Raw genomic sequence first — 24,625 nt, 5'->3', positions numbered from 1 at the left:
GTAAGGACGGTTAGAACCGTCCTTACCACTCACGAGTCAGCTGGCTTACTTCTTGTACAGCGCTTCGATGTCGGTCGCGTAGTTCTTGTTCACGATGTTGCGCTTCAGCTTCAGGCTCGGCGTGATCTCGCCACCGGCCTCGGTGAAGTCCTTCGAGAGGATCGTGAACTTCTTGATCGCCTCGGCCTGCGAAACCGCGCTGTTGGCCTGATCGACGGCCTGCTGGACTTCGGCGCGCAGTTCGGCGTCACCGGCCAGATCCGACACCGTGGCGTCGGAAGGCTTGCCGTGCTGCGACTTCCACGACGGGAAGTACTCCTCGTCGATGGTGATCAGCGCGCCGATGAACGGCCGCTGGTCGCCGACCACCATCGCCTGGCTGATCAGCGGGCTGGACTTGATGGTGTCCTCGAGGCCGGACGGGGCGACGTTCTTGCCGCCCGCCGTCACGATGATCTCCTTCTTGCGCCCGGTGATCTTGAGGAATCCGTCACGGTCCAGTTCGCCGAGGTCGCCGGTGTGGAACCAGCCGTCCTCCAGCGCTTCCGCGGTCGCTTCGGGGTTGTTGAAGTAGCCGCTGAACACGACGTCGCCCTTGAGCAGGATCTCGCCGTCCTCGGCGATCCGCACGGAGGTCCCGGCGACCGGCCGTCCCACGGTGCCGACGCGGAACCCGTCCTGGGTGCCGACGCAGGCCGCGGCGGACGTCTCGGTCAGGCCGTAGCCCTCGAACACCGGGACGCCGATGCCGCGGAAGAAGTGCGCCAGCCGCACGCCGAGCGGGGCACCGCCGGACACCGCCGCGACGCACCGGCCGCCCAGCGCCGCGCGCAGCTTGCTGAAGACGAGCTTGTCGAACAGCGCGTGCTTGACCTTGAGGCCCAGCCCGGCGCCGCCGGTGTCCTGAGCCTGGCTGTAGGCGACCGCGGTGGCTTCGGCGGCGTCGAAGATCTTGCCCTTGCCGTCGCCGTGGGCCTTCTGCTTCGCGCCGTTGTAGACCTTCTCGAACACGCGCGGCACCGCGACGACGAACGTCGGCCGGAAGGTGCCGAGGTCGGCGACGAGGTTCTTGACGTCCGAGGTGTGCCCGAGGGTCACGCGCGCGCTGAGCGCCGTCACCGCGATGGCGCGGGCCAGGACGTGCGCGAGCGGCAGGAACACCAGCAGCGAGTTGCCCTGCTCCATCAGCTGCGGGAACGCGGCGATGTCGGCGCGGATCTCGGCCAGGAGGTTCCGGTGGGTCAGCTCGACGCCCTTGGGGCGGCCGGTGGTGCCCGACGTGTACACGATCGTGGCCAGATCGCCCGCCTTCACCGTGCGGCGGCGCTCGTGCAGGTCGTCGTCGCTCAGCTCGGCGCCCTGGGCGGTGAGGTCGTCGACGGCGGGCTTGGCGGCCTCGATCTGCCAGGTGTGCTCCAGCGTGTCGAGGCGCCCCTTGACGGATTCCAGCGTCGCGAGGTGCTCGTCGGTCTCGACGAACACGCCCTTCGCCGCCGAGTCCGAAAGGATCCAGTGGACCTGCTCGGCCGAGGAGGTGTCGTAGATCGGGACGGTGACCGCGCCGGCGGCCCAGATCGCGAAGTCGATCAGGGTCCATTCGTAGCGGGTCTTGGACATGAGCCCGATCCGGTCGCCCGGTGCGATGCCCGCCTGTGCCATTCCCTTGGCCACGGCGAGAACCTGGGCGGCGAAGTCCTTGGCGGTGACGTCCAACCAGGTTCCGTCGACCTGGCGGCGGAAACTCACGACATCGGAGAACCGCTCGGCGTTCGCCCAGACGACGTCCGCGAGGTTCTCGTCGTCGGTCACCGGATTGGCGGCGGGGGCGCTGTATTCGCGCACGAGGAACCTCCGTGTTCGCGTGCAAGTGGTGTGACCGGTGTTACCCGCCAGTCAACTTAGCGTGCCGTGCACCTTAAGACCATGCTGACGAATCGGCCATACCGAGGGCATGACATTCTGCCGCGTGTGAACCAGGCGCCGCCAGCTCTCGACATCGTTGACGAGACCTTCCTCGTGGTCCCGCCCTCCACCGTCGCCGCCGCCTTCGCCGATCCGCGATCTTGGTCACGTTACTGGCCGGACCTCGTTCTCGAGGTCTACACCGACCGCGGGGACGAAGGATTGCGCTGGACGGTGCGCGGTGCCTTGATCGGTACCATGGAGGTCTGGCTCGAGCCGGTGCTCGACGGCACTTTGCTGCACTACTTCCTGCGTGCCACTCCCGCCGGTCCGGACGGGGAGCCGCGCGCGCTGGAACCCCGGGACCTGCGGCGGGAGTTCGATCGCAGGGCCCGTGCCGCCAAGGCGATCGCGCTCGGGCTCAAGGAAGTCCTGGAGGACGGGCGCGAGCCTGGAGTAGGGCCACGCGCCGACTAGGCACGGGCGAACACAGGGGAGAGCATGCGGGTTCACGTGGTGTCGGACGTGCACGGCAACGCCGACGCGCTCAAACGCGCGGGGGACGGCGCCGACGCGCTGATCGTGCTGGGCGACCTGCTGGACTTCGTCGACTACCGCGAGCACGACAAAGGGATCATGGGCGCGCTGTTCGGCGCCGAGAAGGTCGGCGAGTTCGCGCGCCTGCGGCGTGAGGGCACTCGTGATGAGACCGTTGCCTTCTCGCGATCCTTGTGGGCCACTTTGGCCGATCCGGCGGCCGCCGTCGGCGAAGCGATCCTCGATCAGTACGCCGTCCTGTTCGGCGCCCTCACCGCGCCGACGTACGCGACTCCCGGCAACGTCGACGACCCGTCACTGTGGCCCGAGTTCGCCGGCGACGGTATCCAGGTCCTCGACGGTGAGGTCGCCGAGTTCGGCGGGCTGCGCTTCGGGTTCATCGGTGGCGCTCTGCTCCCGCCGAACGTGGTCCCGCGCCGCAACGGCTTCTGGCGGCCGTATCTGCGCACCCGCGAGGAGTACGACACCGCGGTCGGCGCGCTCGAGAACGTCGACGTCCTGTGCACCCACATCCCGCCCGCCATCCCGGAACTGACCTACGACGTGATCGCGCGGCGGTCCGAGATCGGGTCGGCGGCCCTGGTGGACCTCATCCGCGAGCAGCGGCCGCGCTGGTCGGTGTTCGGGCACGTCCACCAGCCGCTGGCCTCGCGGACGAGGCTCGGCAGGACCGAATGCCGTAACGTCGGTCACTTCAAAGAGACGGCACAGCCGTACGTGCTGCGCTGGTGACCCTCGGCTGCGGCTAGAGTTCGGGGCATGGCCGAGCAGTCCACGCAATCCATCGAGGTCGACGCCGAGCCCGAGCGGGTCATGGCCGTCATCGCCGACTTTCCCGCGTACCCGGAATGGGCCAAGGCCGTCCGGGAGACCGAGGTGCTCGGCGAGGACGACAAGGGCCGCGCCAAGCAGGTGAAACTCACCCTCGACGCCGGACCGATCAAGGACGTCTACACCCTCGAGTACGACTGGGACGCTGACGGCCAGGGCGTCAGCTGGCACCTGGTCAAGGGGCAGATGCAGAAGGCCCAGAACGGCCGCTACGCGCTCGAAGCGCTGGGCGCCGGCCGCACCAAGGTGACGTATACGCTGTCCGTCGAGCTGGCGCTGCCGATGATCGGGCTGCTGCGCCGCAAGGCCGAGAAGATGGTCATGGACACCGCGCTCAAGGAGCTCAAGAAGCGCGCCGAAGCATCCTGAGTTCGAAGGGTAGGCATGCGGATCCTGCTTTTCACCGGCAAGGGGGGTGTCGGCAAGACCACGCTGGCCGCGGCCACGGCGGCGGCACTCGCCGGGCGGGGCAGGAAGACGCTCGTCGTCTCGACCGACCCCGCGCACTCCCTCGCTGACGCCTTCGGCCGCGCGCTCGGCGCGGAACCGTCCGAAGTGGACGAGCTGCTGCACGCCGCCCAGATCGACACCCGCGGCCTCGTCGACAGCACCTGGCGCGAACTCCGGCAGGAACTGCAGACGGCGCTCGCGGGGGCGGGTCTCGACTCGCTCGACGCCGAAGAGCTGACTGTCGTTCCCGGCGTCGACGAACTCCTCGCCCTCACCGAGGTCCAGCGTCTCGCCGAGCACGGTCCCTGGGAGACGGTCGTCGTCGACTGCGGGCCGACCGCTGAAACGCTGCGCCTGCTGGCTTTGCCCGAGGCCGTCTCGGGTTATCTGACGCGGATGTTCAAACCGGGCGCGCGGCGGACGGCGACCGCGGTACGGCGCCTCGGCGCGCACCTGGAGTCGCTGCGCACCCTGCTCACCGATCCGGCCACGACCACCGTGCGGCTCGTGCTGACGCCGGAACGCGTCGTCGTCGCGGAGGCCCGCCGCACGCTCAGTTCCCTGGCCCTGCGCGGGATCCTGGTCGACGGCCTGATCGTCAACCGGCTGATGCCCGCGCCCGGGTTCTGGCGCGGTGCCGCGGCCTCGTGGATGCGGACGCGGCGCACGCAGCAGAACACCGTCCTCGCCGAACTCGCCGACGCGGGCTTCGGGCCCGGACAGGTGAAGCCCGTCGAGCACCGCGCCGTCGAGCCGGTGGGGCTCGAGGCGCTGCAGGAAATCGCGTACGAGCTGTACCAAGGCCTGGACCCCTTGGCCGGAAACGAAAAGGGTGTCACCCCGCTCCTGCAGGTGTCCGAATCGGACGGTGGCTACCGGCTGCGGATCGCCGTGCCGTTGCACCGGGAATCCGAAGTGGACCTGGCCAGAGTGGACGATGATCTCGCCGTCACCGTGGACGGTTTCCGGCGGCTGATCGCGCTGCCGGAGATGTTGCGCCCGTGCCGGATCACCGGTGCGGAATCCGACGCGCACGGCCTGGTCGTGAGCCTGGCCGGGAACCGGGGACCCGGGTGAGCGAGAACGACGGACGAACACGGACCGACGGCCTGAAACTGGCCGAAGAGATCCGGCTGCTGGTCGAACTGGTCGTCGAGCACGCCGCGCCGTGGCTGGAGGGCCTGATCTCCGCCGGGCACGGCTGCTCGGAACACGAGTCCGACGGGGGCTGGTGCCCGCTCTGCGCGGTCGTGGGGATCTTCCGGGGTGAGCGGCCCGAGTTCGTGGCACACCTGATGGAGCAGGCCGCGCAGCTCGTCGCGTTGCTGCGGGCCGTGCTCGCGGACCGCTGGGAGCCCGAGGGCGGGGTGCACATGCCGGGGTTCCAGCCTGCGCGGAAGGAGCCCGCGCGGGAAGATGCGCCGGTGGGAGCTTCGCGGGTCCAGCACATCACGGTGACCAGGCGCGACGCTTGGCAGCCGGACCGGGAGAGCTGAGTTGCTGACGGTAGGGGTGGACGTCGGGGGCACGAGTGTGCGCGCCGGCGTGGTGGACGAGCACGGCTCGCTGATGGACACCGCCAGGGTGGGTACCCCCGGCGAGGAGAACGCGCTCGAAGACGCCATCGCGGGGGTCATCGAAGACCTCCGCAACCGGCACGACGTCTCCGGTGTCGGGCTCGCGGTCGCCGGGTTCGTCGCCAACGACCGGCGGACGGTGATGTTCGCGCCGCATCTGTCCTGGCGGGCCGCGCCGGTCGCGGAGCGGATCGAGAAGCGCGTCGGCCTTCCCGTCACCCTCGAGCACGACGTGAACGCCGCCGCGATCGGCGAGTACCGCTTCGGCGCCGCGCGAGGAGCCCACGTCGCCGCGCTGATCGCGCTCGGCACCGGGATCGGCGCGGGCCTGCTGCTCGACGGCAAGATCTACCGGGGCGCGTACGGTGTCGCGCCGGAACTCGGGCACCTGACCGTCGTCCCCGGCGGGCGGGCCTGCCCGTGCGGGAAGTACGGCTGCTGGGAGCGGTACTGCAGTGGAACGGCCTTGGCCGCGACGGCGGTGGAACTGCTCGCGCGGCATCCCGGGCGCTCGACCGTGCTGGCGCGCGAGACCAGGGGAGACCCCGGCTCGGTCACCGGGCGGCGGGTCGCCGGTGCCGCCCGCGACGGCGACCCGATCGCCCAGCGCGCGATGACCGAACTGGCGAAGTGGCTGGCCGAGGGACTGGCGCTGGTCGCCGACGTCTTCGATCCCGAGATCATCGTGATCGGCGGCGGGGTGTCCGAATCGGCACCGCTGTTCCTCGACGAGGCGCGCGAGCACTACGCGGGCAAGATCACCGGCGCCGGGCACCGGCCGCTGGCCCGGATCCGCGCGGCCCAGCACGGGGACGACACCGCCATCGTCGGCGCCGCGGCCCTCGCCGTCGACGCGGCGAAGGCTCCCGGCGCCGAGGTCGGTGTGACAGGCTGAAGCCGTGACCCGTCAAGACGGCAACGGCTTCGTGAAATGCGACTTCGGGCATCTTCACTGGGGCCTGAACGGCGCCGCCGGGTTACTGCTGTCCGATCCCGCGCGCGGTGTCCTGCTGCAACGCCGGGCCTGGTGGGTGCATCACGGGCGCACGTGGGCGTTGCCGGGGGGAGCGGTCGAGGCGGGGGAGAGCCCGCGTGAGGCCGCCACCCGTGAGGCGCACGAAGAGGCCGACATCCCGCCCACCCGGGTCCGTCCACTGTCGGCCTCGCTCGTCGACCACGGGAATTGGCGCTACACCACGATCCTGGCCGCGCCGATCGGCACGCTCTCGGCGAGGGTGAAGAACGCGGAGAGCGCGGAACTGCGGTGGGTCCGCGCGGGCGAGGTCGCGGACTTCCGCCTGCACCGGGACTTCGCGACGGCGTGGCCGGGATTGAGGGAACACTTGGATCGCAGGCTGGTGCTGGTGGTCGACGGCGCGAACGTCGTCGGATCGCGGCCGGACGGCTGGTGGCGTGACCGGCGCGGTGCCGCGGAACGGTTGCGGGACAAGCTCGCGACCCTGGCCGGGACCGGGTTCGCCGATCCGGCGCTCCCCGGCGGCGGCGAGTGGTCCTGGTGGCCGAAGGTCGTGCTGGTCGTCGAGGGCAAGGCACGGGGAGTCGAAGCGGTGCCCGGTGTCGAGGTCTTCGACGCCGAGACGGACGGGGACTCCCAGATCGTCGCCGTCGCCCGGTCCGCTCGCGCCGAAGGACCGGAAGACCACGTCGTCGTAGTGACCGCCGATCGCGAACTGCGTTCCCGCGTCGAGGCCCTGGGCGCCTCCACCTTCGGCCCCGGCACCCTCCTGGCGCACCTCGGCTAGGGGCGCGCGATCTTTCCGTCTCGCATCTCCGCGATGAGCGAGGCGACGACGGCGCGCAGGCTGCCGTTGTACTGCTTCGCCACCGCGCGCTGACGCAGGTAGCTGGGCCCGTAGCGCAGGATCGTCTCCACCGACCGCAGCTCGTCGGCGCAGTCCAGGCGCCGGGCCACCGGTTCGAGCCGGTTCAACAGGTCGAAGGTGTCTTCGGTGACGGGCCGCTCGTTACCCGCGGCGTCGAGGATGACGATCGCGTCGACGCCGTAGCGCGCCGCGCGCCACTTGTTCTCCTGGACGTGCCACGGCGGCAGGGTCGGCAGGATCTCGCCGTCGTCCAGGCGCGCGCTGAAGTCGTCGACCAGGCATTGGGTCAGCGCCGAGATCGCGCCGACCTCCTCCAGCGTGGGCAGCCCGTCGCACACGCGCATCTCGATCGTCCCGAAATGCGGGGCGGGCCGGATGTCCCAGCGGATCTCGGAGAAGTGGTCGATCACGCCCGTGGTGAACATGTCGTCGACGTAGCTCTCCAGCTCGGTCCACTTCCGGAACTGGAACGGCAACCCCGCCGTCGGCAGCTGCTGGAACATCAGCGCGCGGTTCGACGCGTATCCGGTGTCCTCCGCGCCCCAGTACGGCGATGAAGCCGAAAGGGCTTGCAGGTGCGGCGCGTAGTTGAGCAGCGCGTCCAGGATCGGCAGGGCCTTGTCGCGGTGGTCGAGGCCGACGTGCACGTGGACGCCGTAGATCAGCATCTGCCGTCCCCACCACTGGGTCCGGTCGATGAGCTTGGCGTATCGCTCCTTGTCGGTGACCTTCTGCTGGTACCACGTCGAGAACGGATGCGACCCGGCCGAGAACAGCTCCACGCCCAGCGGGTCGAGCACCGAATGCACGACGTCCAGCGACTCGTTCAGATCCGCTTTGACCTCGGCGATCGTGTCGCAGATGCCGCTGATCACCTCGATGGTGTTGAGCAGCAGCTCCTGTTTGATCTTCGGATGCTCCTCCTCGCCGTCGGGACGGACGGCGTCGAGCACCTGTTCCGCGACCGACGAGAGTTCACCGGTCCGCCGGTCGACGAGGGCGAGTTCCCATTCCGCGCCGACCGTCGACCGGCGCGAGGGAGTGAAGTCGATCTTCATGTTCGGAATTGTCCGGCAGTTCAGACCTGCGCGCCGTTGTGCGGATCCGCGCCGGGGGGCGGCCCCTGGCGGACGCGCAGCAGGAGGAGCGCGATCGCGGTCGCGAGGGCGAGGATGCCGAGCGGAGTGCCGAGGCGCGTGCCCATGCCGATCAGGGTGGGCGCGATCAGGAGCAGGAGACCGAGCAAGAAGAACAGCAGGACGATGAACGCGCCCTTGCGCGGCCGCGGCAGGGGAGGCGGCTCGGGCGGCACGAAGTGGCCCTCGTCGTCGCTCGAGCCGGCGGGGTCGCCCTCGAAGAGGGTCTTGTCCCAGCTGGTGCCGCCACCTCGCCAGCCTGGTTCGGGCTCGGCCTCCGAGGTCTCGGGCCGGGGTGTCTTCTCCGAGGACCTTTCAGCCTTCTCCGGCTTCTCGGCCGTCTCGGATTTCTCGGCCTTTTCGGTGGCCTTCCCGGCGGGCTTCTCGAGTTCGCCCTCGGGGAACAGCCCGACGCCCTCCGCGCGGAGGTCGGCCACGATCTCGGCGAACGTCGCGTCGACGTCCTCCGGCCCGTCCTTGCCCCTGCTCATCCGGCGTCCACCTGTCCCGCCCGGCGCACGGACCGGGCGAAGTCCACCGTACGCGTGAAGATCAGGCTCGCGTCGTGGTCCTGGGTCGCGACGTGGAAGCTGTTTTCCAGCACCACCTCGGTGACGTCCTCGCTGCCGATCCCGTCGAGGATGATCCGCGAGTTCTCCGGCTCCACCACATGGTCGACGGCCGAGTGGAGCAGCAGCACGGGCTGAGTGACCTTGGCCAGGTCCGGCCGTACGACGGCCCACAGCTTCGCCAGGCTCGCGGCCGCGCGGACCGGGGTGCGGGGGTAGGCCAATTCGGTCTCGCCCGGCTTCGCGATGTCGTTCGCGATCGCCTTCACCGACGGCACCATGTTCGCCAGCAGCGGAAGCAGCTTCGTGTCCAGCCCGCGGCGCATGATCGAGGGGTTCACGAGCACGATCCCGGCGATCCGGTCGCCGAACTCCTCGGCCAGCCGCAGGGTCAGCGTCCCACCCATCGACAACCCGGCGACGAACACCGAGTCACAGGTCGACAGGAGCGCCAGCAGCTCTTCACGGACCGCGCCGTACCAGTCCTCCCAGCCTGTCCGGTTCATGTCCTGCCACCTGGTCCCGTGACCGGGGAGCAGCGGGCAGCGCACCGTGTACCCGGCCTCGGCCAGATGGTCGCCCCAGGCCCGCATACTCGCGGGGGTGCCGGTGAATCCGTGGCACAGCAGGAAACCTGCTTCGGTCGAACCGGTGTGAGCGAACGGTTCCGCGCCGGCGAGGACGGCCATGCGATCGCCTTCCGTGAGAGCTGGGTAGGTCTACTATGTTCGCACGAGCGGAGCTGCTTGTGGGCCCCCGGCCGTCGCCGGAATCGAGCCGGATCGGGTGTGAGATCCGTCGCTGGGTGCGGGTAACCGGGTGGACTTCGTTGTGCCGCGGGTGCGCGATTCGTAGTCTTGACCATCGGGCGCGGGGGTTGAGCTGCAAGGAGGAGTTTTCGCAGTGCTGTACTGGCTCATGAAACACGTGTTTATCGGGCCACTGCTCAAGGCGCTGTGGCCCACCAAGGTGGTCGGTGCGGAGAACATCCCCGACGACGGTGGCGTGATCCTCGCGGGCAACCATCTGGCGGTGGCGGACTCCTTCTTCATGCCGCTGCGGGTCAAGCGCAAGGTGACCTTCCCGGCCAAGTCGGAGTACTTCACCGAGAAGGGCCTCAAGGGCCTGCTGAAGAAGTGGTTCTTCACCGGCGTCGGCCAGTTCCCGATCGACCGCTCCGGCGGCAACGCGGCGCAGGCCGCGCTCGACACCGCGACCCGGCTGGTCCGCGAAGGGCATCTGCTCGGCATCTACCCCGAGGGCACCCGCTCCCCGGACGGACGGCTGTACAAGGGCAAGACCGGCGTCGCGCGGATCGCGCTCGACTCCGGCGGCCTCGTGGTCCCGGTGGCCATGGTCGGCACCGACAAGGTGAACCCGATCGGCTCGAAGATGTGGTGGCCGCGCCGCCTCGAGATCCGGTTCGGCAAGCCGCTCGACTTCTCGCGCTACGAGGGCCTCGCCGGCGACCGCTTCATCGAGCGGTCCATCACCGACGAGATCATGTACGCGCTCATGGAGCTCTCCGGCCAGGAATACGTCGACATCTACGCCGCCAAGGCGAAGGAACTGCTCGCCGCCGAAGAGGCGGGAATCCGCCCGAAGGTGCCCGCGCAGCCGTCCGCCAAGGACGTCGCCCGCATCCCGGACACCAAGGTCGGCTGAGCGCCCACTAGGGTTCTCCGGTGCGCTTTTTCTACGACACCGAATTCATCGAGGACGGCGTGACGATCGACCTGGTGTCGATCGGTGTCGTGGACGAAAGAGGCCGCGAGTTCTACGCGGTCTCGACCGATTTCGACCCCGGCAAAGCGGGCCCCTGGGTCCGCGACAACGTGCTCCCGAAACTCCCGTCGCCCGCCGACCCGGCGTGGCGCAGCCGCGAGAAGATCCGTACGGACCTGCTCGAGTTCTTCGGCAAGCCGCCCGGCGGGATCGAACTGTGGGCCTGGTTCGCCGCCTACGACCACGTCGCCCTGGCACAGCTGTGGGGGCCGATGCCCGCGCTGCCGCGCCAGCTGCCGCGATTCACGCGTGACCTGCGGCAACGCTGGGAGGACGCGGGCAAGCCGAAGCTCCCGGCCGCCCCGGACGACCAGCACGACGCTCTCGCGGACGCGCGGCACAACTTCCAGCGGTGGGGAACCATCGAGTCCTACTGGCAGCGTTAGGCGCCCCGCGCGCGCTATGAAAGGCCCGTTACTTGCAAAATTTGCAAGTAACGGGCCTTTCATAGCGCGCGCGACCCAGCACTCACCGCCGCGCGTCGACGGCCTCCGCCAGCGTGTCCAGCAGCTCGGCCGTCGTGTCCCACCCCAGGCAGGCGTCCGTGATCGACTGCCCGTAGACCAGCGACGAAGCCGAGCCCAGTTTCAGGTCCTGCCGCCCGTCCACCAGGAAGCTTTCCAGCATCAGGCCCGCGATGCCCCGCTCACCGGCGCCGATCCGCCCGGCCAGTTCGCGGACGACCGAGGCCTGGCGCACGTGGTCCTTCGCGCTGTTGCCGTGGCTCGCGTCGATGATCACGCGCTCCGGCAGCCCCGACTTCGCCAGCCGCGCCAGCGTGTCGGCAACGGTCGCGGCGTCGTAGTTCGGGCCGGCGGAGCTGCCGCGCAGGATGACGTGGCAGTCCTCGTTCCCCGCGGTGGTGATCAGCGCGGCGAGCCCGTCGGGGTTGATCCCGGCGAACACGTGGCTCGCGCCGGCCGCGCGGGTGGCGTCGACGGCGACCTGGACGTCGCCCTCGGTCGAGTTCTTGATCCCCACGGGCATCGACAGCGCGCTGCACAGCTGCCGGTGCACCTGGCTCGCCGCGGTCCGCGCGCCGATGGAACCCCAGGTCACGGTGTCGGAGATGAACTGCGGGGTGATCGGGTCGAGGAATTCGCAGCCGACCGGCAGGCCGAGCGCGGAGATGTCGAGCAGCAGTTTGCGCGCCATCCGGAGGCCCTGGTTGACCTCGTAGGTGCCGTCGAGGCCGGGGTCGTTGATCAGGCCCTTCCAGCCGAGCGTGGTCCGCGGCTTCTCGAAGTAGACGCGCATGACGATGTGCAGGTCGCGGCGGTGTTCTTCGGCTTTGGCGGCGAGGCGGCGGGCGTAGTCGAGCGCGGCGTCCGCGTCGTGCACCGAGCAGGGCCCGACGACGACGAGGAGCCGGTCGTCCCGGCCGTCGAGGATGTCGACGGCCGAGGCCCGCCCGGCTAGGACGGTATCGGCGGTTTCCGCGGTCATCGGATGCTCGTGCCGCAGCATCGCGGGCGACAGCAGCGGGTTGACGGCCGCCGTGCGGTGGCCGTCGAGGGCGATCAGGGTGTCGGCGGAGGGAGACATCGCGGGTCTGGTTCCTTTCGAAAGGGATACCGACCCGCGGGAACTCGCCGAGCCGGTGTGATTCCGGCTCGGGGTGGAAGTCAGCGCAGGTTCACGCCGCCGTGCCCACCCGGGGCCGGCTTCGTAAACCAGAAATAGCGCTGCACGACGCCAAGCTAGCACATCCCGTGACGTGTACCGATTCCCGAGGTGGTCCGCCCTGCACCGATCCAGAGAACTGCCGCTACCCTGGCGTCGGGACATGTGACTGTCATCTCTACGGAACACAAGACGGAGGCTTCTGATGCGTGTCGGTGTGCTGACCGGCGGTGGCGACTGCCCGGGACTCAACGCGGTGATCCGCGCTGTGGTGCGCAAGGGCATCGAGGTGCACGGCTGGGACCTCGTCGGGTTCCGCAACGGCTGGAACGGTCCCCTCACCGGGGACAGCCGCCCGCTCGGCCTGAACGACGTCGAGGACATCCTCACCCGCGGCGGCACGATCCTGCGCTCGTCGCGGACCAACCCGTACAAGGTCGACGGCGGCGTGGACAAGATCAAGGCAGTCCTCGCCGAGCAGCAGGTCGACGCGCTGATCGCGATCGGCGGCGAGGACACCCTCGGCGTCGCGAAGCGGCTCACGGACGACGGTATCGGCGTCGTCGGGGTGCCCAAGACGATCGACAACGACCTCGGCGCCACGGACTACACCTTCGGCTTCGACACGGCGGTCTCGATCGCCACCGAGGCCATCGACCGGCTGCACACCACGGCCGAGTCGCACCACCGCGCCCTGGTCGTCGAGGTCATGGGGCGGCACGCGGGCTGGATCGCGCTGCACTCCGGCCTCGCCGGCGGCGCGAGCGTGATCCTGGTGCCGGAGCGGCACTTCAACGTCGACCAGGTCGTTTCGTGGGTCGAGCGCCGCTTCGAGAAGGAGTTCGCGCCGATCATCGTCGTCGCCGAGGGCGCGCTGCCCGAAGGCGGCGAGGAGAAGCTGCTCACCGGCGAGAAGGACGCCTTCGGGCACGTCCGGCTCGGCGGGATCGGCACCTGGCTGGCCGACGAGATCGCCGCCCGCACCGGCAAGGAGTCCCGCGCGGTCGTGCTCGGGCACGTCCAGCGCGGCGGCACCCCGACGGCGTACGACCGCGTGCTCGCCACCCGGTTCGGCCTCAACGCCGTCGACGCCGTGGCCGACGGTGACTTCGGTGTGATGGTCGCGCTGCGCGGCACGGACATCGTCCGCGTCAAGCTCTCCGAAGCGACCGCCGAACTGAAGACCGTCCCGGCCGAGCGGTACGAAGAGGCCGAGGTCTTCTTCGGCTGAGCTGTGTTACAGGAGAAGGCCCCTTACTTTGTGCTGAGCTCGGGTAAGGGGCCTTCACTTTCCTTGCGGCCCCGCCCTCGCGGCGAGTTGAATCGGCCACCCGGGGGATCTGGGTGGAAGGGCGGGGGTTCTCATGACCGGAGCGGGATCCAGCAGGCGCGAGTTCCTGAAATGGCTGGCCGCGAGCGGGACCGGAGTGGCGCTCGCCGGGCTGCTGCCCGGCATGGCCGCGGCGGCCGAGGGCGAGATCGTCGTCATCAGCCGGGTCACGCTGATCGACGGCACGGGTTCGGCCCCCCGGCGTGACGTCTCGGTCGTCCTCGTCGGCGAGCGGATCGCCTGGGTCGGCGGCTCGGAGCAGCTCCCGGAAACCGGTGCCGCGCGGGTGATCGACGGCCGCGGCAAGTACCTCATCCCGGGACTGTGGGACATGCACACCCACGGCGCGGACCTCGAAGAGATCGTCCCGCCGCTGCACCTGGTCCACGGCGTCACGGGCGCCCGCGAGATGTGGGGTTACGCGGAGAACCGCGCGTCCCGGGACAAGATCGAACGCGGTGAGCTGCTGGGCCCGCGCATGGTGCTGGGCAGCGGGATCGTCGACGGACCGGTCACGCTCCTGAGCCCACCGGTGCTCCAGGTGTCGACCGATGCCGAGGCGCGGGCGGCCGTCCGCGCGGAGGCGGCGGCGGGCGCCGAGTTCGTCAAGGTCTACTCCTATCTCGGTCCCGAGGCGCTGCGCGCGGTCGCGGACGAGACCCGGGACCTGGGGCTGCGGTTCTCCGGGCACTGGCCGTACAAGGTGTCCCATTTCGAGGCGAGCGATCTCGGCCAGCACAGTTTCGAGCACTTCTTCGGGGTCTCCATCCACTGCTCCTCCCGGCGCGACGAGATCCTCGCCCGGTTGAGCGCGTTGCCTTACGACCCGGCGGCGCCGCGTGCCTTCTTCAACGTGGCACGGCAACTGGAGTTCGAGTCGGTCTCCGCGTACAGCCCCCACACGGCGTGGAACTACTTCAACCGGTTGCGGCGCAACGGCACCTGGCATTCGCCGACGCTGACCATCAACCGGGTCGTCACCCAGCCCGCCGAAACCCACAAGCAGGACGCGCGGCTGAAGTACCTGCCCGCCGACATCCGCGAGAGCTGGGCCGTGGGCATCGAGCGGTTCGCGCCGAAGACCCCGGCGGACATCGCCCTGCAGGAGCGGTACTACCAGGAGACGCTGCGGCTGGTCGGGGTCGCGCACGACGCGGGCGTCGGGATCATCGGCGGCACCGACTGTCTCAACCCGTACACCTTCCCCGGCAGCGGGCTGCACGAAGAACTCGCCTTCCTGGTCGAGGCCGGGCTTTCGCCGGTGCAGGCGCTGAAGACCGTCACGGGTGACGCGGCGAAGTTCCTCGGCAGGGAGCGGACCTCGGGCACCGTCGCGGCGGGGAAGGAGGCGGATCTCGTGCTGCTGGACGCGAACCCGGCCGCCGACATCCGCAACGTCGCGAAGATCGACCTGGTGATCACGCGCGGTCGCGTTCTCGACAAGACGGCTCGACGCCGGATGCTCGACGCCGTCGAGGTCGCCGCGAACCGGCCGGTCACGAGCGCCCGGCTCCACTCCCTGGCCCGCCGGGGCTGCTGTTGCTGATCAACCGAGCTTTTCGGCGAGTTCGATGATGATCCCGTCGGGTCCGCGCAGGTAGCAGAGCCGGAAGCTGTTCTCGTAGTTCACGACCTCGCCCACGAGTTCGGCGCCGTGCGGCCGCACGCGGTCGAGGACGGCCTCGACGTCGTCGACCTGGAAGGCGAGGTGGCGCAGGCCCAGCGTGTTGGCCGGGGCGTGCGAGTCACCGGCGTGGGACTCGGGCGTGAGGTACTGGATGAGTTCGAGGCACCCCTGATCGCCGGGGACCCGCACCATCGCGACCTCCGATTTGGCCTTGTCGACGGCGGTGATGCGGTCCGCGAGCTCGCTCTCCATCGTCATCTTGCCCTGGAGTTCGAGTCCGAAATCGACGAAGAACGCGACGGCGGCCGTGAGGTCGCTGACGATGACGCCGACGTGGTCCATCCGCTGGATGCTCATGCTGATCTCCTCGCTGTGGGTGCTTCCGGCCCAGGGACGGCGCCACTTCACCGTTCTCGACATCCTTCCCGCGAAACGCGGGGTCAGATGAGCGCGAGGGTGTCCAAAAGCGACACGGCACGGGCGATGTCCTCGGTGAGCGGCCGGTCCTCGACGCTCGGGTCGAGCACGGCCGCGGCGGCCTCGTAGGCGTCCCGCGCGGGCAGGGCGACGAGCTCGGCCTTCCGCATCCGCAGCGCGCGGACGGCCGCGACCAGTTCGCACGCCAGCACCTGCCGGTACGCCGTCCCCGCCGCGGTCGCCGCCCGCGCGGCCTGGGTGGAGAAGCTCGCGTGGTCCTCGATCCCGCGTGAGACGACGGCGGTGCCCAGCGTCGCCGGGAGCGCGGCCTGCCGCAGTTCGGTGAGCGCGTCGTGCGCGACGTACTCCAGGATCATCACGCCCGAACTGCCCGACGGCCCGGCCGCGAGGAACGGCCGCAGCCCGGTGAACTCCGGCTCCACCAGATCGCCCAGCCGGGCCACCGACAGCTCGGCGACCTGGTGGATGGTCGCGCGCACCTGGTCGAGCGCGGTCGAGACGTACGCGGTGTGGAAGTGCGCGTGGTGGTACGCGTCCTGGTGCACCGTCGAGATCATGGGGTTCTCGGTGCTGGCGTTGATCTCCACCGCGAGCACGTCGCGCAGGTAGTGGATCGCGTCCAGCGCCGGGCCCTGCACCTGCGGGAACGCGCGGAGCCCGAACGGGTCCTGGATCCGCCGCCCCGGTTTGGGCGTGCCCTCCATCCCGAGCAGCCGCCGCATCTCCGCCGCGCACGCCACCTGCCCGGCGTGCGGACGAGCTTCGTGCACGGGCGTCGCGTACGCCTCCGGGTTCCCGTCGAGCGCGATGTAGGTCAGCGCCGCGACGACGTGACTCGCCCGCGTCAGCGTGTCGAGCCGCATGGCCGCGAGAGTCGCCTCGGCGAGTGTCGCGGCGTTGCTGCTCATGAACGCCAGCGCGTCACCCGCCCGCACCGGAACCGGTGGCACGCCGCCCGCCAGCCACGGCCGTTCGCCGGTGAGGGCGAGCGCGGTCTCCGCGAGCGGGGCGAGGTCGCCGGTGCCGATCGCGCCGAGCCGGTGCACCAGCGGCAGCGACCCGGTCCGCACCGCGCCGGCCAGCGCGCCGATCAGCTCGGGGCTGAGCCCGGCGCGGCCCGCCAGCAGCTGGTTGAGCCGGATCAGCATCATCGCCCTGGTCTGGCCGGGGGACATGACGTCGCCGCTGCCCCCGGCGTGACTGCGCAGCAGCCGCAGCCCGTGATCCGGCGATTCGCCCTCGCCGACCGGGTCCTCCTTGTTGGCGCCGACACCGGTGGTGCGGCCGTAGACGATCCGGCGCGTGCTCAGCTCCTCGGCGAGTTTCCACGCGCTCTCGGCACCGCGCAGCGCGGCGATCGAAACGTCAATGTTCAGCGGTCCCTCGGTGCCCGCGGCGGTCACGACGTCCGCGCAGCGCAGGGTCCGGCCGTCGACCCGGATCACGGCGGCCTCCTTTCACGACCGCCCCACTATGAGCCATCAGTCCGCGGGCGGCTGCCAGGGCGGGCGGTTGCCCCAGTCCCACTTCGGCATCGGCTCGGGGACGGTGACCTCGCGGCCGGGCTGGGAGAACATCACCGCGAGCCTGCTGCCCCACTCGACATACGCGGCGAACGCGGAGCGGAACTCGGGATCGGCCGGGAGCCCGGCCTCGTCGGCGGCGTCGAAGAGCAGGTTCACCCAGCGGCGGCGCTGCTCTTCGGTGATGCCCTTGCCGAGATGACGCCCGACCATGTGCCGGTGCCCGCCGTGCTCGCCGCTGTAGGTCTCCGGCCCGCCGAACACCTCGGCGAGCCAGATCGCGACGTGCTCGGGGTGGCCGGGGTCCATGCCGCGGAAGACCGGCTCCAGTAAAGGATCCTTCAGGACATGGCCGTAGAAGATGTCGGTCAGCCGTCGCAGGGCGTCCAGCCCGCCCGCCCAGTCGTACAACGTCGGCGTCTCGGTCACGTAAGGTCCTCCCAGTGCGGTGATCCCCCGGTCAGGCAAGGCAACACCACCGTCCATCCGGCGGCAACCGCTTACTTTTCGGTGCGTACCAACGGGAGCGGTTACGCCCCGCACTCGAAGCGCTCTACGACTGGGGGAACGCGGCGGGCGACCGACCGGGGCGTCACGTTCGAGCCGTTACCTGTTCACTGACTGTCCTCGCCTGCCGGTGGCGCCGGTCGGCTGATCGGCCGTTCTCCGCGGCTCGGCGAGGCTCCCGGAAGTCCGCATCATGCAGGCAACGCGCCGTCCGCGACATATTCCCGTCAAGGAATGTTCGAAAATGTCCATCCGAAAGTCTTGGTCTGAACCATTGACGAGGTGGTCTAGTCCACTTAACTTGTGCGTGTCCCGCCGCAGTCCTCTCGTCACCGCTGGTGACCGTGAAGGGAGCACGCATGTCCCGTTCGAGCAGGCTCACCGCGATCGTGGGCGCCGCCGCCGTCGCGCTGGGCGCGCTGGCCGTCGCCGCGCCGGCGCAGCAGGCCACGGCCGCACCGGAAGCGCAGGACGCTTCGGTCGGCAAGGTACTCGGGTACTTCGCCGAATGGGGCGTCTACCAGCGGAACTATCACGTGAAGAACATCGACACGTCCGGTTCGGCGAGCAAGCTGACCCATATCAACTACTCGTTCGGCAACGTGACCGGCGGCGGCTGCGCCCTCGGTGACGCCGAAGCGGCGACCAGCAAGTTCTACGACGCGGCCTCCAGTGTGGACGGCGTCTCGGATACCTGGGACAACGGCGCGCTGCGCGGGAACTTCAACCAGCTCAAGAAGCTGAAGGCCAAGTACCCCAACCTCAAGGTGCTGTGGTCCTTCGGCGGCTGGACCTGGTCCGGTGGCTTCGGCGAGGCGGCGAAGAACCCCGCCAAGTTCGCCGAGTCCTGCTACAACCTGGTCAACGACCCGCGCTGGGCCGGTGTCTTCGACGGCATCGACATCGACTGGGAGTACCCGAACGCCTGCGGTCTCTCGTGTGACACCAGCGGCCCGGCCGCGATCAAGGATCTGGCGCAGGCGCTGCGGGCGAAGTTCGGCTCGAAGCTGGTCACCGCCGCGATCACCGCGGACGGCACCGACGGCGGCAAGATCGACGCCGCGGACTACGGCGGCGCCGGGCAGTACTTCGACTGGTACAACGTCATGACCTACGACTACTTCGGCGCCTGGGCCGCACAGGGCCCGACGGCCCCGCACTCGCCGCTGAACGACTACGCGGGCATCCCGACCGCCGGCTTCCACTCCGACGCCGCGATCCAGAAGCTCAAGAGCAAGGGCGTCCCGGCGGCCAAGCTGTTGCTGGGCATCGGGTTCTACGGCCGCGGCTGGACCGGCGTCACGCAGGACGCCCCCGGCGGCACCGCGACCGGTCCGGCGGCGGGGACCGAGCCGGGCATCCAGGACTACAAGGTCCTGAAGAACACCTGCCCGGCCACCGGCACCGTCGCGGGCACCGCCTACGCCAAGTGCGGCAGCGATTGGTGGAGCTACGACACCCCGGCGACCATCGGCGGGAAGGTCACCTACGCCAAGAACCAGGGGCTCGGCGGCGCCTTCTTCTGGGAGCTGTCCGGTGACACCGCCGACGGCGAGCTGATCACCGCTCTGGCCAAGTAAGGCCGAAGTACATGAAGGCCCCCTTCCTTGCGCCCAGGTACAGGAAGGGGGCCTTCATGTACTCGCCGGTGCGGGGGAATACCTTCTCCGCATGGGTTTCGAGGGTTTCGGTGAGTACGCCATCGACTTCTACGACGGCCTCGAGGCCGACAACTCCAAGTCCTACTGGGACGCGAACCTCGCCACCTACAAGGCCGACGTCCGCGCGCCGATGGAGGCGCTGCTCGCGGAACTGGTCCCGGAGTTCGGCGACGGTTTCGGCACGGGGAAGGTCTTCCGCCCGTACCGCGACGTCCGGTTCGCCAAGGACAAGACGCCGTACAAGACCCACTGCGGCGCGGTGATCGAGCAGGGCCGCGGCGGTGGCGCGTACTACGTCGAGGTCGGCCCGGCCGGGCTGCGCGTCGGCGGCGGCTGCTTCCACTTCGAGTCCGATCAGCTCGCCCGGTTCCGCAAGGCCGTCGACACCGAACTGCGGGGCGGCGAGCTGGCCAAGATCCTCGCGAAGCTGGAGAAGGCGGGCTGGGAGATCAAGGGCGACAGGCTCAAGTCGAAGCCGCGCGGGTTCGCGGAGGACCATCCCCGCATCGACCTGCTGAAGTATCGCTCCGTGTACGCCGTCCGGGGCTGGGAGCCGGACGACGTCCTGCACGAACCCGGCGCGCTCGACCGGGTGCGGAAGGCGTGGCGGCAGGTCCGGGCGTTCAACGAGTGGGCGCGGGACCGTGTCGGGCCGAGCGAGAAGCCGCGCCGATAACCGCCGAACCTCGTTCGACGGTTACGGAGAGCCCTGGTGAACTGACACTTTTCTTGAACTTTCGGTATCGGTAAAGACGTAGCTCCGATGAGGGACTACGCTGTGCGAACGTGAGCCGACGCGCGAAGATCGTTTGTACCCTGGGCCCCGCGACCGCTACGCCGGAGAAGATGCGGCAACTCGTCGACGCCGGGATGGACGTCGCGAGGATGAACTTCAGCCACGGGACACACGGCGACCACAAGCAGGTCTACGACCTCATCCGCACCGCCGCCGCCGAATCCGGCCGCGCGGTGGGCATCCTCGCCGACCTCCAGGGGCCGAAGATCCGTCTCGGCACCTTCGCCGGCGGGCCGGTCGAGTGGCACAACGGCGATATCGTGCGCATCACCGTCGAGGACGTCGCGGGCACCCACGACCGTGTCTCGACCACCTACAAGGGACTCGCCGACGACGCGAAGCCCGGCGACCGTCTCCTCGTGGACGACGGCAAGGTCGGCCTCGTGGTCAAGGACGTCGAGGGCCCGGACGTCGTGTGCGAGGTCACCGAAGGCGGCCCCGTCAGCAACAACAAGGGCGTCTCCCTGCCGGGTATGGACGTCTCCGTGCCGGCGCTGTCCGAAAAGGACATTGAGGACCTCGAGTTCGCGCTCGAACTCGGCGTGGACTTCATCGCGCTGTCGTTCGTCCGCTCGCCCGCCGACATCGACCTGGTCCACCAGGTGATGGATCGCGTGGGCAAGGGCCGCCTCCCGGTGGTCGCGAAGATCGAGAAGCCCGAAGCGGTCTACAACCTCGAAGCCATCGTGCTCGCCTTCGACGCGGTGATGATCGCCCGCGGCGACCTGGGCGTGGAACTCCCGCTGGAGCAGGTCCCGCTGGTGCAGAAGCGCACCATCCAGATCGCCCGCGAGAACGCGAAGCCGGTCATCGTCGCGACGCAGATGCTCGAGTCGATGATCAACAGCTCCCGCCCGACCCGCGCGGAGGCCTCGGACGTCGCCAACGCGGTGCTCGACGGCGCGGACGCCCTCATGCTCTCGGGCGAGACCAGCGTCGGCCGCTACGCCATCGACGTGGTCAAGACCATGGGCCGGATCATCGAGGCCGTCGAGACCGACTCCCCGGTCGTGCCGCCGCTGTCGCACGTCCCGCGCACCAAGCGCGGCGTCATCTCCTACGCGGCCCGTGACATCGGCGAGCGGCTCAACGCCAAGGCGCTGGTCGCCTTCACGCAGTCCGGTGACACCGTCCGGCGGCTCGCGCGGCTGCACACGCGGCTGCCGCTGCTGGCCTTCACGCCGGAGGAGAGCGTCCGCAGCCAGCTCGCGATGACCTGGGGCACCACGACGCGGATCGTCCCGAAGGTCGACTCCACCGACCAGATGATCCAGCAGGTCGACCACGCGATGCTCGAAATGGGCAAGTACGCCAAGGGTGACCTGGTGGTCATCGTCGCGGGCTCCCCGCCGGGAACCGTCGGCTCGACCAACCTCATCCGGGTGCACCGCCTCGGCGAAGACGACCACGCCTGACGCCGGTCACCTCGCCTGCCCCGCACGCGTGCAATGAAAGGCCCGTTACTTGCAAAATTTGCAAGTAACGGGCCTTTCATTGCACGCGCGGGCACCCAAAGCGTCCCGAAGGTGGCCTTCGCGACAAACGTCCCGCCTCGCAGGGGCCCGAAGCACCCTTACGGCCTAAGGTTCGGTACATGACTGAGATGGCCAGGGAGGCCGCGGCCGGCTTCGACAGCACCGGCGGCGTCGGCGGTCAGCCGGTACTCGACAGGCTGGTCGCGCTGCTGGACTTGGAGAAGATCGAAGAGAACATCTTCCGCGGCGTCTCACCGGCGCATTCGCCGGTGCGGGTGTTCGGCGGGCAGGTCGCGGGGCAGGCGCTCGTCGCCGCCGGCCGCACCGTGCCCGAGGAGCGGAAGGTCCACTCGCTGCACGCGTACTTCATCCGCGGCGGTGACCCGAGTGTCCCGATCGTCTACGAGGTCGACCGTATCCGCGACGGCCGCTCGTTCACCACCCGCCGCGTCGTCGGCATCCAGCACGGCAAGGCGATCTTCTCCCTGTCCGCTTCGTTCCAGAAGGACGAGGGCGGCATCGAGCACTCCGAGGGCATGCCGGACGTCCCGGACCCCGAGTCGCTGCCGACGCTGCAGGAGCGGGCCGAGGGCTACTTCGACGGCTTCCGCGACCGGCCGCGCCCGATCGACCTGCGGTACGTCAACGATCCGCCGTGGGTGACCCGCAAGTCGGGGGAGCGCCCCGCCAGGAACCAGGTCTGGATGCGGGCCGACGGCAAGCTCCCGGACCAGCAGTTGCTGCACGTCTGCGTCCTCACCTACGCCTCCGACATGACGCTCCTGGACTCGGTCCTCGCGCGCCACGGCGTCTACTGGGACCTCGACAAGGTGATCGGCGCGAGCCTCGACCACGCGCTCTGGTTCCACCGCCCGTTCCGGGCCGACGAGTGGTTCCTCTACGACAGCGCGTCCCCGACCGCGTCGGGTGCCCGCGGTCTGGCCACGGGACGGTTCTTCGCCGCGGACGGAACGCACATCGCCACCGTTGTGCAGGAAGGCCTTCTCCGGGTGGTGTGAACGGTGACGTTCCGCATCGAAGAGGTGCCTTGTCCACCCTTTAGAGGGAATGGCGAAATGCCTTAACATCTGGAGCCAGAGCATTACCTAATGGCTGCGGGCATAAAGGGAGGGCCGGAACCGATCGGGGGACGGCTCCGGCCCTGCACCGGGGGTGAATCCGGCTTCGACGGGTATCCTTCCGGAAACCCATCGGTGCAGCTCGCGGCCCCGCGCCCGTGCCGCGAGCGGATCCGCCGTCACCGATGAAGGTGGGCGTACCGCGTTGCACAACGCACAACCTACAACGGCAATCTGCAAATTGCAGGATGAAAATCCGGACGTGTCGGAAAATGGTCGTGTGACCATCTCACCGAATGTGTCTCGGGCTGGTTAGATGTGCTTCGAGCGAGGTTACTGAACACTGTTCTCCTCGCGCGTCGTGATCGGTGTTGCTCGGACTCTTGTGGAGGTGCCGTGATGACGAGGGGTCAGGGACCCACCGTGCGCCGCCGGAGACTGGCGAGCGAACTGAGGCGGTTGCGCGAGGCGGCCGACCTCACCATCGACGAAGTGAGCGAGAAGCTCGAATGCTCGGCGTCGAAGGTCAGCCGGATCGAGACGGGCCACGTCGGCGTCACCCCGCGCGACGCGCGCGACATGCTCGAGCTCTACGGCATCGCCGGCGACGAGCAGGAAGCGCTCGTCCAGCTGGCCAGGGAAGCCCGCAAACGCGGCTGGTGGCACGCGTATAACGAGGTGTTCACCGGCACCTTCGTCGGCCTGGAGGCGGACGCGAGTTCGCTGCGGGCGTTCCAAGCGCTGCTGGTGCCGGGCCTCCTGCAGACGGAGCGGTACGCCAGGGCCGTGATCAGGGCGATGCGGCCCGACGCAGAGGAAGCCGAGATCAGGCGCAGGGTGGCCGCGAGGATGGCGCGCCAAGAGCTGCTGACCGATCCCTCACCCCCGGAGTACTGGGCCGTGATGGACGAGGCGGTCCTGCATCGCACGGTCGACGGGCCCGAGGTGATGGCGGAACAGCTGTACCGGATGGTCACGATGGCCGCGAGGGCGAACGTGACCGTCCAGATCGTGCCGTTCGGCGCGGGTGCCCACCCCGGGATGGAGGGTCCGTTCCTCGTCATGGGCTTCCCCGAACTGGCCGACACCGACGTGGTCTACGTCGACAGCACCTCCACGGGCCTCTACCTGGAGGAACCACCGGACGTCCGGCGATACGCGTTGATGTTCGACCATCTGCGTGCCGCCGCGTTGAAGCCGGACGACTCGGTCGAGGTGATCGCCGAGGCCGCCGGAAGGTTCGCCGAACAGGCGGCCCTGCCGGAGAAAACCGGAAACTAGTAAGGAGTGGGGAGCATGACGCCCAACGATGATCTTTCCCAGGCCCAGTGGCGCAAGAGCAGCCACAGCGGGGGCGGCAACGACTGCGTCGAGGTCGCCTTCACCGGTTCCGGTGCCGCGCTGAGGGACTCCAAGGACCCCGAGGGAGGTGCCTTCCGCCTCTCGCCGCACGCTTGGCGGGGGCTGCTCGGCGCCGTGCGCCCGAGTGGCCCGGCACACGACTAGAGACCGGAAATTCGACCCCTTACGCCTCCCGAGCAGGGGATGGGCAGGAGTAAGGGGTCGAATCACGTCCGGGTGTAGGCGATCACCCGATGCCGCGAGGTACCCCTCAGGACGAATCTCATCACTACCGAACAAGTGGATGAGTTCCTAAGGGGAAACAGTGATGAACACGAACGACGCCCTGCTCACCGGAGTACTGGCCGAGGTCGAGTACCGCAGGGAAGAGCTGCAGCGGGCAGGCCGCAGCGTCTGGGTCGACAAGGCCCGCCGGGCGGGCAGGAGGATCCGCGCGCACCGCGCCGAGGTCCGGGTGCCCGCCCAGCAGCGCCGCGAGACCGGGCAGGTGCCCGCTCGCAGCGGTGAGATCACCCGGTAGAGGTCGAGTGCGATGAAGCTCTCGACCGAAAC

General features: G+C 69.3%; 26 protein-coding genes. 18 read left to right on the top strand and 8 right to left on the bottom strand.

Going from position 1 to position 24,625, the window contains the following annotated elements; all coding sequences use genetic code 11:
- Window positions 1-45: 45 nt before the first annotated feature.
- On the bottom strand, window positions 46-1,842 hold the full coding sequence (locus ACLJPX_RS24940) for an AMP-dependent synthetase/ligase (RefSeq protein ID WP_410602193.1): 1,797 nt from the start codon (window positions 1,840-1,842) through the stop codon (window positions 46-48).
- 126 nt (window positions 1,843-1,968) lie between these two features.
- Between ACLJPX_RS24940 and ACLJPX_RS24935 the strand changes: the two genes are divergently transcribed.
- The 7 genes from ACLJPX_RS24935 to ACLJPX_RS24905 are packed head-to-tail and all read left to right on the top strand — an operon-like array spanning window position 1,969 to window position 7,081.
- Entirely contained in the window at window positions 1,969-2,379 is a 411-nt protein-coding gene (locus ACLJPX_RS24935) for a polyketide cyclase / dehydrase and lipid transport (protein WP_233224250.1), read from the top strand.
- Window positions 2,380-2,403: 24 nt separating this feature from the next.
- On the top strand, window positions 2,404-3,192 hold the full coding sequence (locus ACLJPX_RS24930; protein ID WP_101606453.1) for a metallophosphoesterase: 789 nt from the start codon (window positions 2,404-2,406) through the stop codon (window positions 3,190-3,192).
- Window positions 3,193-3,219: 27 nt separating this feature from the next.
- Window positions 3,220-3,660, top strand: coding sequence for an SRPBCC family protein (locus ACLJPX_RS24925; protein WP_101606454.1), 441 nt, complete (start codon window positions 3,220-3,222; stop codon window positions 3,658-3,660).
- A gap of 15 nt (window positions 3,661-3,675) precedes the next feature.
- Window positions 3,676-4,818 (top strand): ArsA family ATPase, encoded by a 1,143-nt coding sequence (locus ACLJPX_RS24920; RefSeq protein WP_410602192.1) that lies wholly within the window; start codon window positions 3,676-3,678, stop codon window positions 4,816-4,818.
- Complete coding sequence (locus ACLJPX_RS24915; protein WP_410602191.1) at window positions 4,815-5,237, top strand: hypothetical protein; 423 nt, start codon at window positions 4,815-4,817, stop codon at window positions 5,235-5,237. The genes ACLJPX_RS24920 and ACLJPX_RS24915 overlap by 4 nt, the downstream gene beginning before the upstream one ends.
- Before the next feature lie 16 nt (window positions 5,238-5,253).
- Complete coding sequence (locus ACLJPX_RS24910) at window positions 5,254-6,213, top strand: ROK family protein (RefSeq protein ID WP_101606457.1); 960 nt, start codon at window positions 5,254-5,256, stop codon at window positions 6,211-6,213.
- A gap of 4 nt (window positions 6,214-6,217) precedes the next feature.
- The gene (locus ACLJPX_RS24905) at window positions 6,218-7,081 is read left to right on the top strand and encodes an NUDIX domain-containing protein (RefSeq protein WP_410602190.1); all 864 of its coding nucleotides are present in this window, start codon (window positions 6,218-6,220) and stop codon (window positions 7,079-7,081) included.
- Here ACLJPX_RS24905 and ACLJPX_RS24900 read toward each other — a convergent pair.
- From ACLJPX_RS24900 to ACLJPX_RS24890, 3 genes are read right to left on the bottom strand one after another with little or no spacing between them, the layout of a single operon-like run.
- Window positions 7,078-8,220, bottom strand: coding sequence for a glutamate--cysteine ligase (locus ACLJPX_RS24900; protein ID WP_101606459.1), 1,143 nt, complete (start codon window positions 8,218-8,220; stop codon window positions 7,078-7,080). The genes ACLJPX_RS24905 and ACLJPX_RS24900 overlap by 4 nt on opposite strands.
- Before the next feature lie 20 nt (window positions 8,221-8,240).
- Window positions 8,241-8,789 carry a hypothetical protein gene (locus tag ACLJPX_RS24895; RefSeq protein ID WP_101606460.1) on the bottom strand — a complete coding sequence of 183 codons (549 nt, stop codon included), beginning with the start codon at window positions 8,787-8,789 and terminating at the stop codon, window positions 8,241-8,243.
- Window positions 8,786-9,556, bottom strand: a complete 771-nt coding sequence (locus ACLJPX_RS24890; RefSeq protein WP_410602189.1) for an alpha/beta hydrolase — start codon at window positions 9,554-9,556, stop codon at window positions 8,786-8,788. Before ACLJPX_RS24890 ends, ACLJPX_RS24895 begins: the two co-directional genes overlap by 4 nt.
- Before the next feature lie 214 nt (window positions 9,557-9,770).
- Between ACLJPX_RS24890 and ACLJPX_RS24885 the strand changes: the two genes are divergently transcribed.
- Complete coding sequence (locus ACLJPX_RS24885) at window positions 9,771-10,532, top strand: lysophospholipid acyltransferase family protein (RefSeq protein WP_101606462.1); 762 nt, start codon at window positions 9,771-9,773, stop codon at window positions 10,530-10,532.
- A 20-nt stretch (window positions 10,533-10,552) separates the two neighbouring features.
- Window positions 10,553-11,038: a polyadenylate-specific 3'-exoribonuclease AS gene (locus ACLJPX_RS24880; RefSeq protein WP_101606463.1), complete on the top strand. Its 486-nt coding sequence runs from the start codon at window positions 10,553-10,555 to the stop codon at window positions 11,036-11,038.
- 82 nt (window positions 11,039-11,120) lie between these two features.
- On the opposite strand, the gene ACLJPX_RS24875 is transcribed toward ACLJPX_RS24880, so the two are convergent.
- Window positions 11,121-12,197, bottom strand: a complete 1,077-nt coding sequence (locus ACLJPX_RS24875) for a 3-deoxy-7-phosphoheptulonate synthase (RefSeq protein WP_410602188.1) — start codon at window positions 12,195-12,197, stop codon at window positions 11,121-11,123.
- A 283-nt stretch (window positions 12,198-12,480) separates the two neighbouring features.
- Between ACLJPX_RS24875 and ACLJPX_RS24870 the strand changes: the two genes are divergently transcribed.
- Window positions 12,481-13,506: a 6-phosphofructokinase gene (locus ACLJPX_RS24870; protein ID WP_101606465.1), complete on the top strand. Its 1,026-nt coding sequence runs from the start codon at window positions 12,481-12,483 to the stop codon at window positions 13,504-13,506.
- A 133-nt stretch (window positions 13,507-13,639) separates the two neighbouring features.
- Window positions 13,640-15,151: an amidohydrolase family protein gene (locus tag ACLJPX_RS24865; protein ID WP_410602187.1), complete on the top strand. Its 1,512-nt coding sequence runs from the start codon at window positions 13,640-13,642 to the stop codon at window positions 15,149-15,151.
- On the opposite strand, the gene ACLJPX_RS24860 is transcribed toward ACLJPX_RS24865, so the two are convergent.
- From ACLJPX_RS24860 to ACLJPX_RS24850, 3 genes are all read right to left on the bottom strand, one after another.
- The gene (locus tag ACLJPX_RS24860; RefSeq protein ID WP_101606467.1) at window positions 15,152-15,589 is read right to left on the bottom strand and encodes a VOC family protein; all 438 of its coding nucleotides are present in this window, start codon (window positions 15,587-15,589) and stop codon (window positions 15,152-15,154) included. It lies immediately after the preceding gene.
- An 83-nt stretch (window positions 15,590-15,672) separates the two neighbouring features.
- Window positions 15,673-17,115 (bottom strand): aromatic amino acid ammonia-lyase, encoded by a 1,443-nt coding sequence (locus ACLJPX_RS24855; RefSeq protein WP_410602186.1) that lies wholly within the window; start codon window positions 17,113-17,115, stop codon window positions 15,673-15,675.
- 36 nt (window positions 17,116-17,151) lie between these two features.
- Entirely contained in the window at window positions 17,152-17,622 is a 471-nt protein-coding gene (locus tag ACLJPX_RS24850; RefSeq protein WP_410602185.1) for a group II truncated hemoglobin, read from the bottom strand.
- A gap of 437 nt (window positions 17,623-18,059) precedes the next feature.
- Between ACLJPX_RS24850 and ACLJPX_RS24845 the strand changes: the two genes are divergently transcribed.
- From ACLJPX_RS24845 to ACLJPX_RS24815, 7 genes are all read left to right on the top strand, one after another.
- Window positions 18,060-19,280 (top strand): glycoside hydrolase family 18 protein, encoded by a 1,221-nt coding sequence (locus ACLJPX_RS24845; protein WP_410602184.1) that lies wholly within the window; start codon window positions 18,060-18,062, stop codon window positions 19,278-19,280.
- A 91-nt stretch (window positions 19,281-19,371) separates the two neighbouring features.
- Window positions 19,372-20,037, top strand: coding sequence for a DUF2461 domain-containing protein (locus tag ACLJPX_RS24840; RefSeq protein ID WP_101606471.1), 666 nt, complete (start codon window positions 19,372-19,374; stop codon window positions 20,035-20,037).
- Between the two features lie 110 nt (window positions 20,038-20,147).
- Complete coding sequence (gene pyk / locus ACLJPX_RS24835) at window positions 20,148-21,572, top strand: pyruvate kinase (RefSeq protein ID WP_101606472.1); 1,425 nt, start codon at window positions 20,148-20,150, stop codon at window positions 21,570-21,572.
- Between the two features lie 179 nt (window positions 21,573-21,751).
- A complete protein-coding gene (tesB, locus tag ACLJPX_RS24830; RefSeq protein ID WP_410602183.1) occupies window positions 21,752-22,651 on the top strand; it encodes an acyl-CoA thioesterase II in 900 nt (299 codons plus the stop codon).
- A gap of 459 nt (window positions 22,652-23,110) precedes the next feature.
- Window positions 23,111-23,992, top strand: coding sequence for a helix-turn-helix domain-containing protein (locus ACLJPX_RS24825; RefSeq protein ID WP_410602182.1), 882 nt, complete (start codon window positions 23,111-23,113; stop codon window positions 23,990-23,992).
- Between the two features lie 15 nt (window positions 23,993-24,007).
- Complete coding sequence (locus ACLJPX_RS24820; protein ID WP_101606475.1) at window positions 24,008-24,217, top strand: DUF397 domain-containing protein; 210 nt, start codon at window positions 24,008-24,010, stop codon at window positions 24,215-24,217.
- A 163-nt stretch (window positions 24,218-24,380) separates the two neighbouring features.
- Window positions 24,381-24,593, top strand: coding sequence for a hypothetical protein (locus tag ACLJPX_RS24815; protein WP_410602181.1), 213 nt, complete (start codon window positions 24,381-24,383; stop codon window positions 24,591-24,593).
- Window positions 24,594-24,625: the final 32 nt, after the last annotated feature.

Source organism: Amycolatopsis sp. lyj-90 (assembly GCF_046549035.1).
In the GTDB taxonomy this organism is placed as follows: Bacteria; Actinomycetota; Actinomycetes; order Mycobacteriales; family Pseudonocardiaceae; genus Amycolatopsis.
The sequence above is the reverse complement of the archived record's forward strand: the minus strand, read 5'-3'. Positions and strand labels throughout refer to the sequence as shown.

Coding starts and splice junctions, on each gene's coding strand:
- ACLJPX_RS24815 (WP_410602181.1), top strand. CDS start 24,381: ATGAACACGAACGACGCCCTGCTCACCGGAGTACTGGCCGAGGTCGAG.
- ACLJPX_RS24925 (WP_101606454.1), top strand. CDS start 3,220: ATGGCCGAGCAGTCCACGCAATCCATCGAGGTCGACGCCGAGCCCGAG.
- tesB (WP_410602183.1), top strand. CDS start 21,752: ATGACTGAGATGGCCAGGGAGGCCGCGGCCGGCTTCGACAGCACCGGC.
- ACLJPX_RS24845 (WP_410602184.1), top strand. CDS start 18,060: ATGTCCCGTTCGAGCAGGCTCACCGCGATCGTGGGCGCCGCCGCCGTC.
- ACLJPX_RS24890 (WP_410602189.1), bottom strand. CDS start 9,556: ATGGCCGTCCTCGCCGGCGCGGAACCGTTCGCTCACACCGGTTCGACC.
- ACLJPX_RS24820 (WP_101606475.1), top strand. CDS start 24,008: ATGACGCCCAACGATGATCTTTCCCAGGCCCAGTGGCGCAAGAGCAGC.
- ACLJPX_RS24860 (WP_101606467.1), bottom strand. CDS start 15,589: ATGAGCATCCAGCGGATGGACCACGTCGGCGTCATCGTCAGCGACCTC.
- ACLJPX_RS24900 (WP_101606459.1), bottom strand. CDS start 8,220: ATGAAGATCGACTTCACTCCCTCGCGCCGGTCGACGGTCGGCGCGGAA.
- ACLJPX_RS24870 (WP_101606465.1), top strand. CDS start 12,481: ATGCGTGTCGGTGTGCTGACCGGCGGTGGCGACTGCCCGGGACTCAAC.
- ACLJPX_RS24840 (WP_101606471.1), top strand. CDS start 19,372: ATGGGTTTCGAGGGTTTCGGTGAGTACGCCATCGACTTCTACGACGGC.
- ACLJPX_RS24930 (WP_101606453.1), top strand. CDS start 2,404: ATGCGGGTTCACGTGGTGTCGGACGTGCACGGCAACGCCGACGCGCTC.
- ACLJPX_RS24920 (WP_410602192.1), top strand. CDS start 3,676: ATGCGGATCCTGCTTTTCACCGGCAAGGGGGGTGTCGGCAAGACCACG.
- ACLJPX_RS24875 (WP_410602188.1), bottom strand. CDS start 12,197: ATGTCTCCCTCCGCCGACACCCTGATCGCCCTCGACGGCCACCGCACG.
- ACLJPX_RS24865 (WP_410602187.1), top strand. CDS start 13,640: ATGACCGGAGCGGGATCCAGCAGGCGCGAGTTCCTGAAATGGCTGGCC.
- ACLJPX_RS24895 (WP_101606460.1), bottom strand. CDS start 8,789: ATGAGCAGGGGCAAGGACGGGCCGGAGGACGTCGACGCGACGTTCGCC.
- ACLJPX_RS24825 (WP_410602182.1), top strand. CDS start 23,111: ATGACGAGGGGTCAGGGACCCACCGTGCGCCGCCGGAGACTGGCGAGC.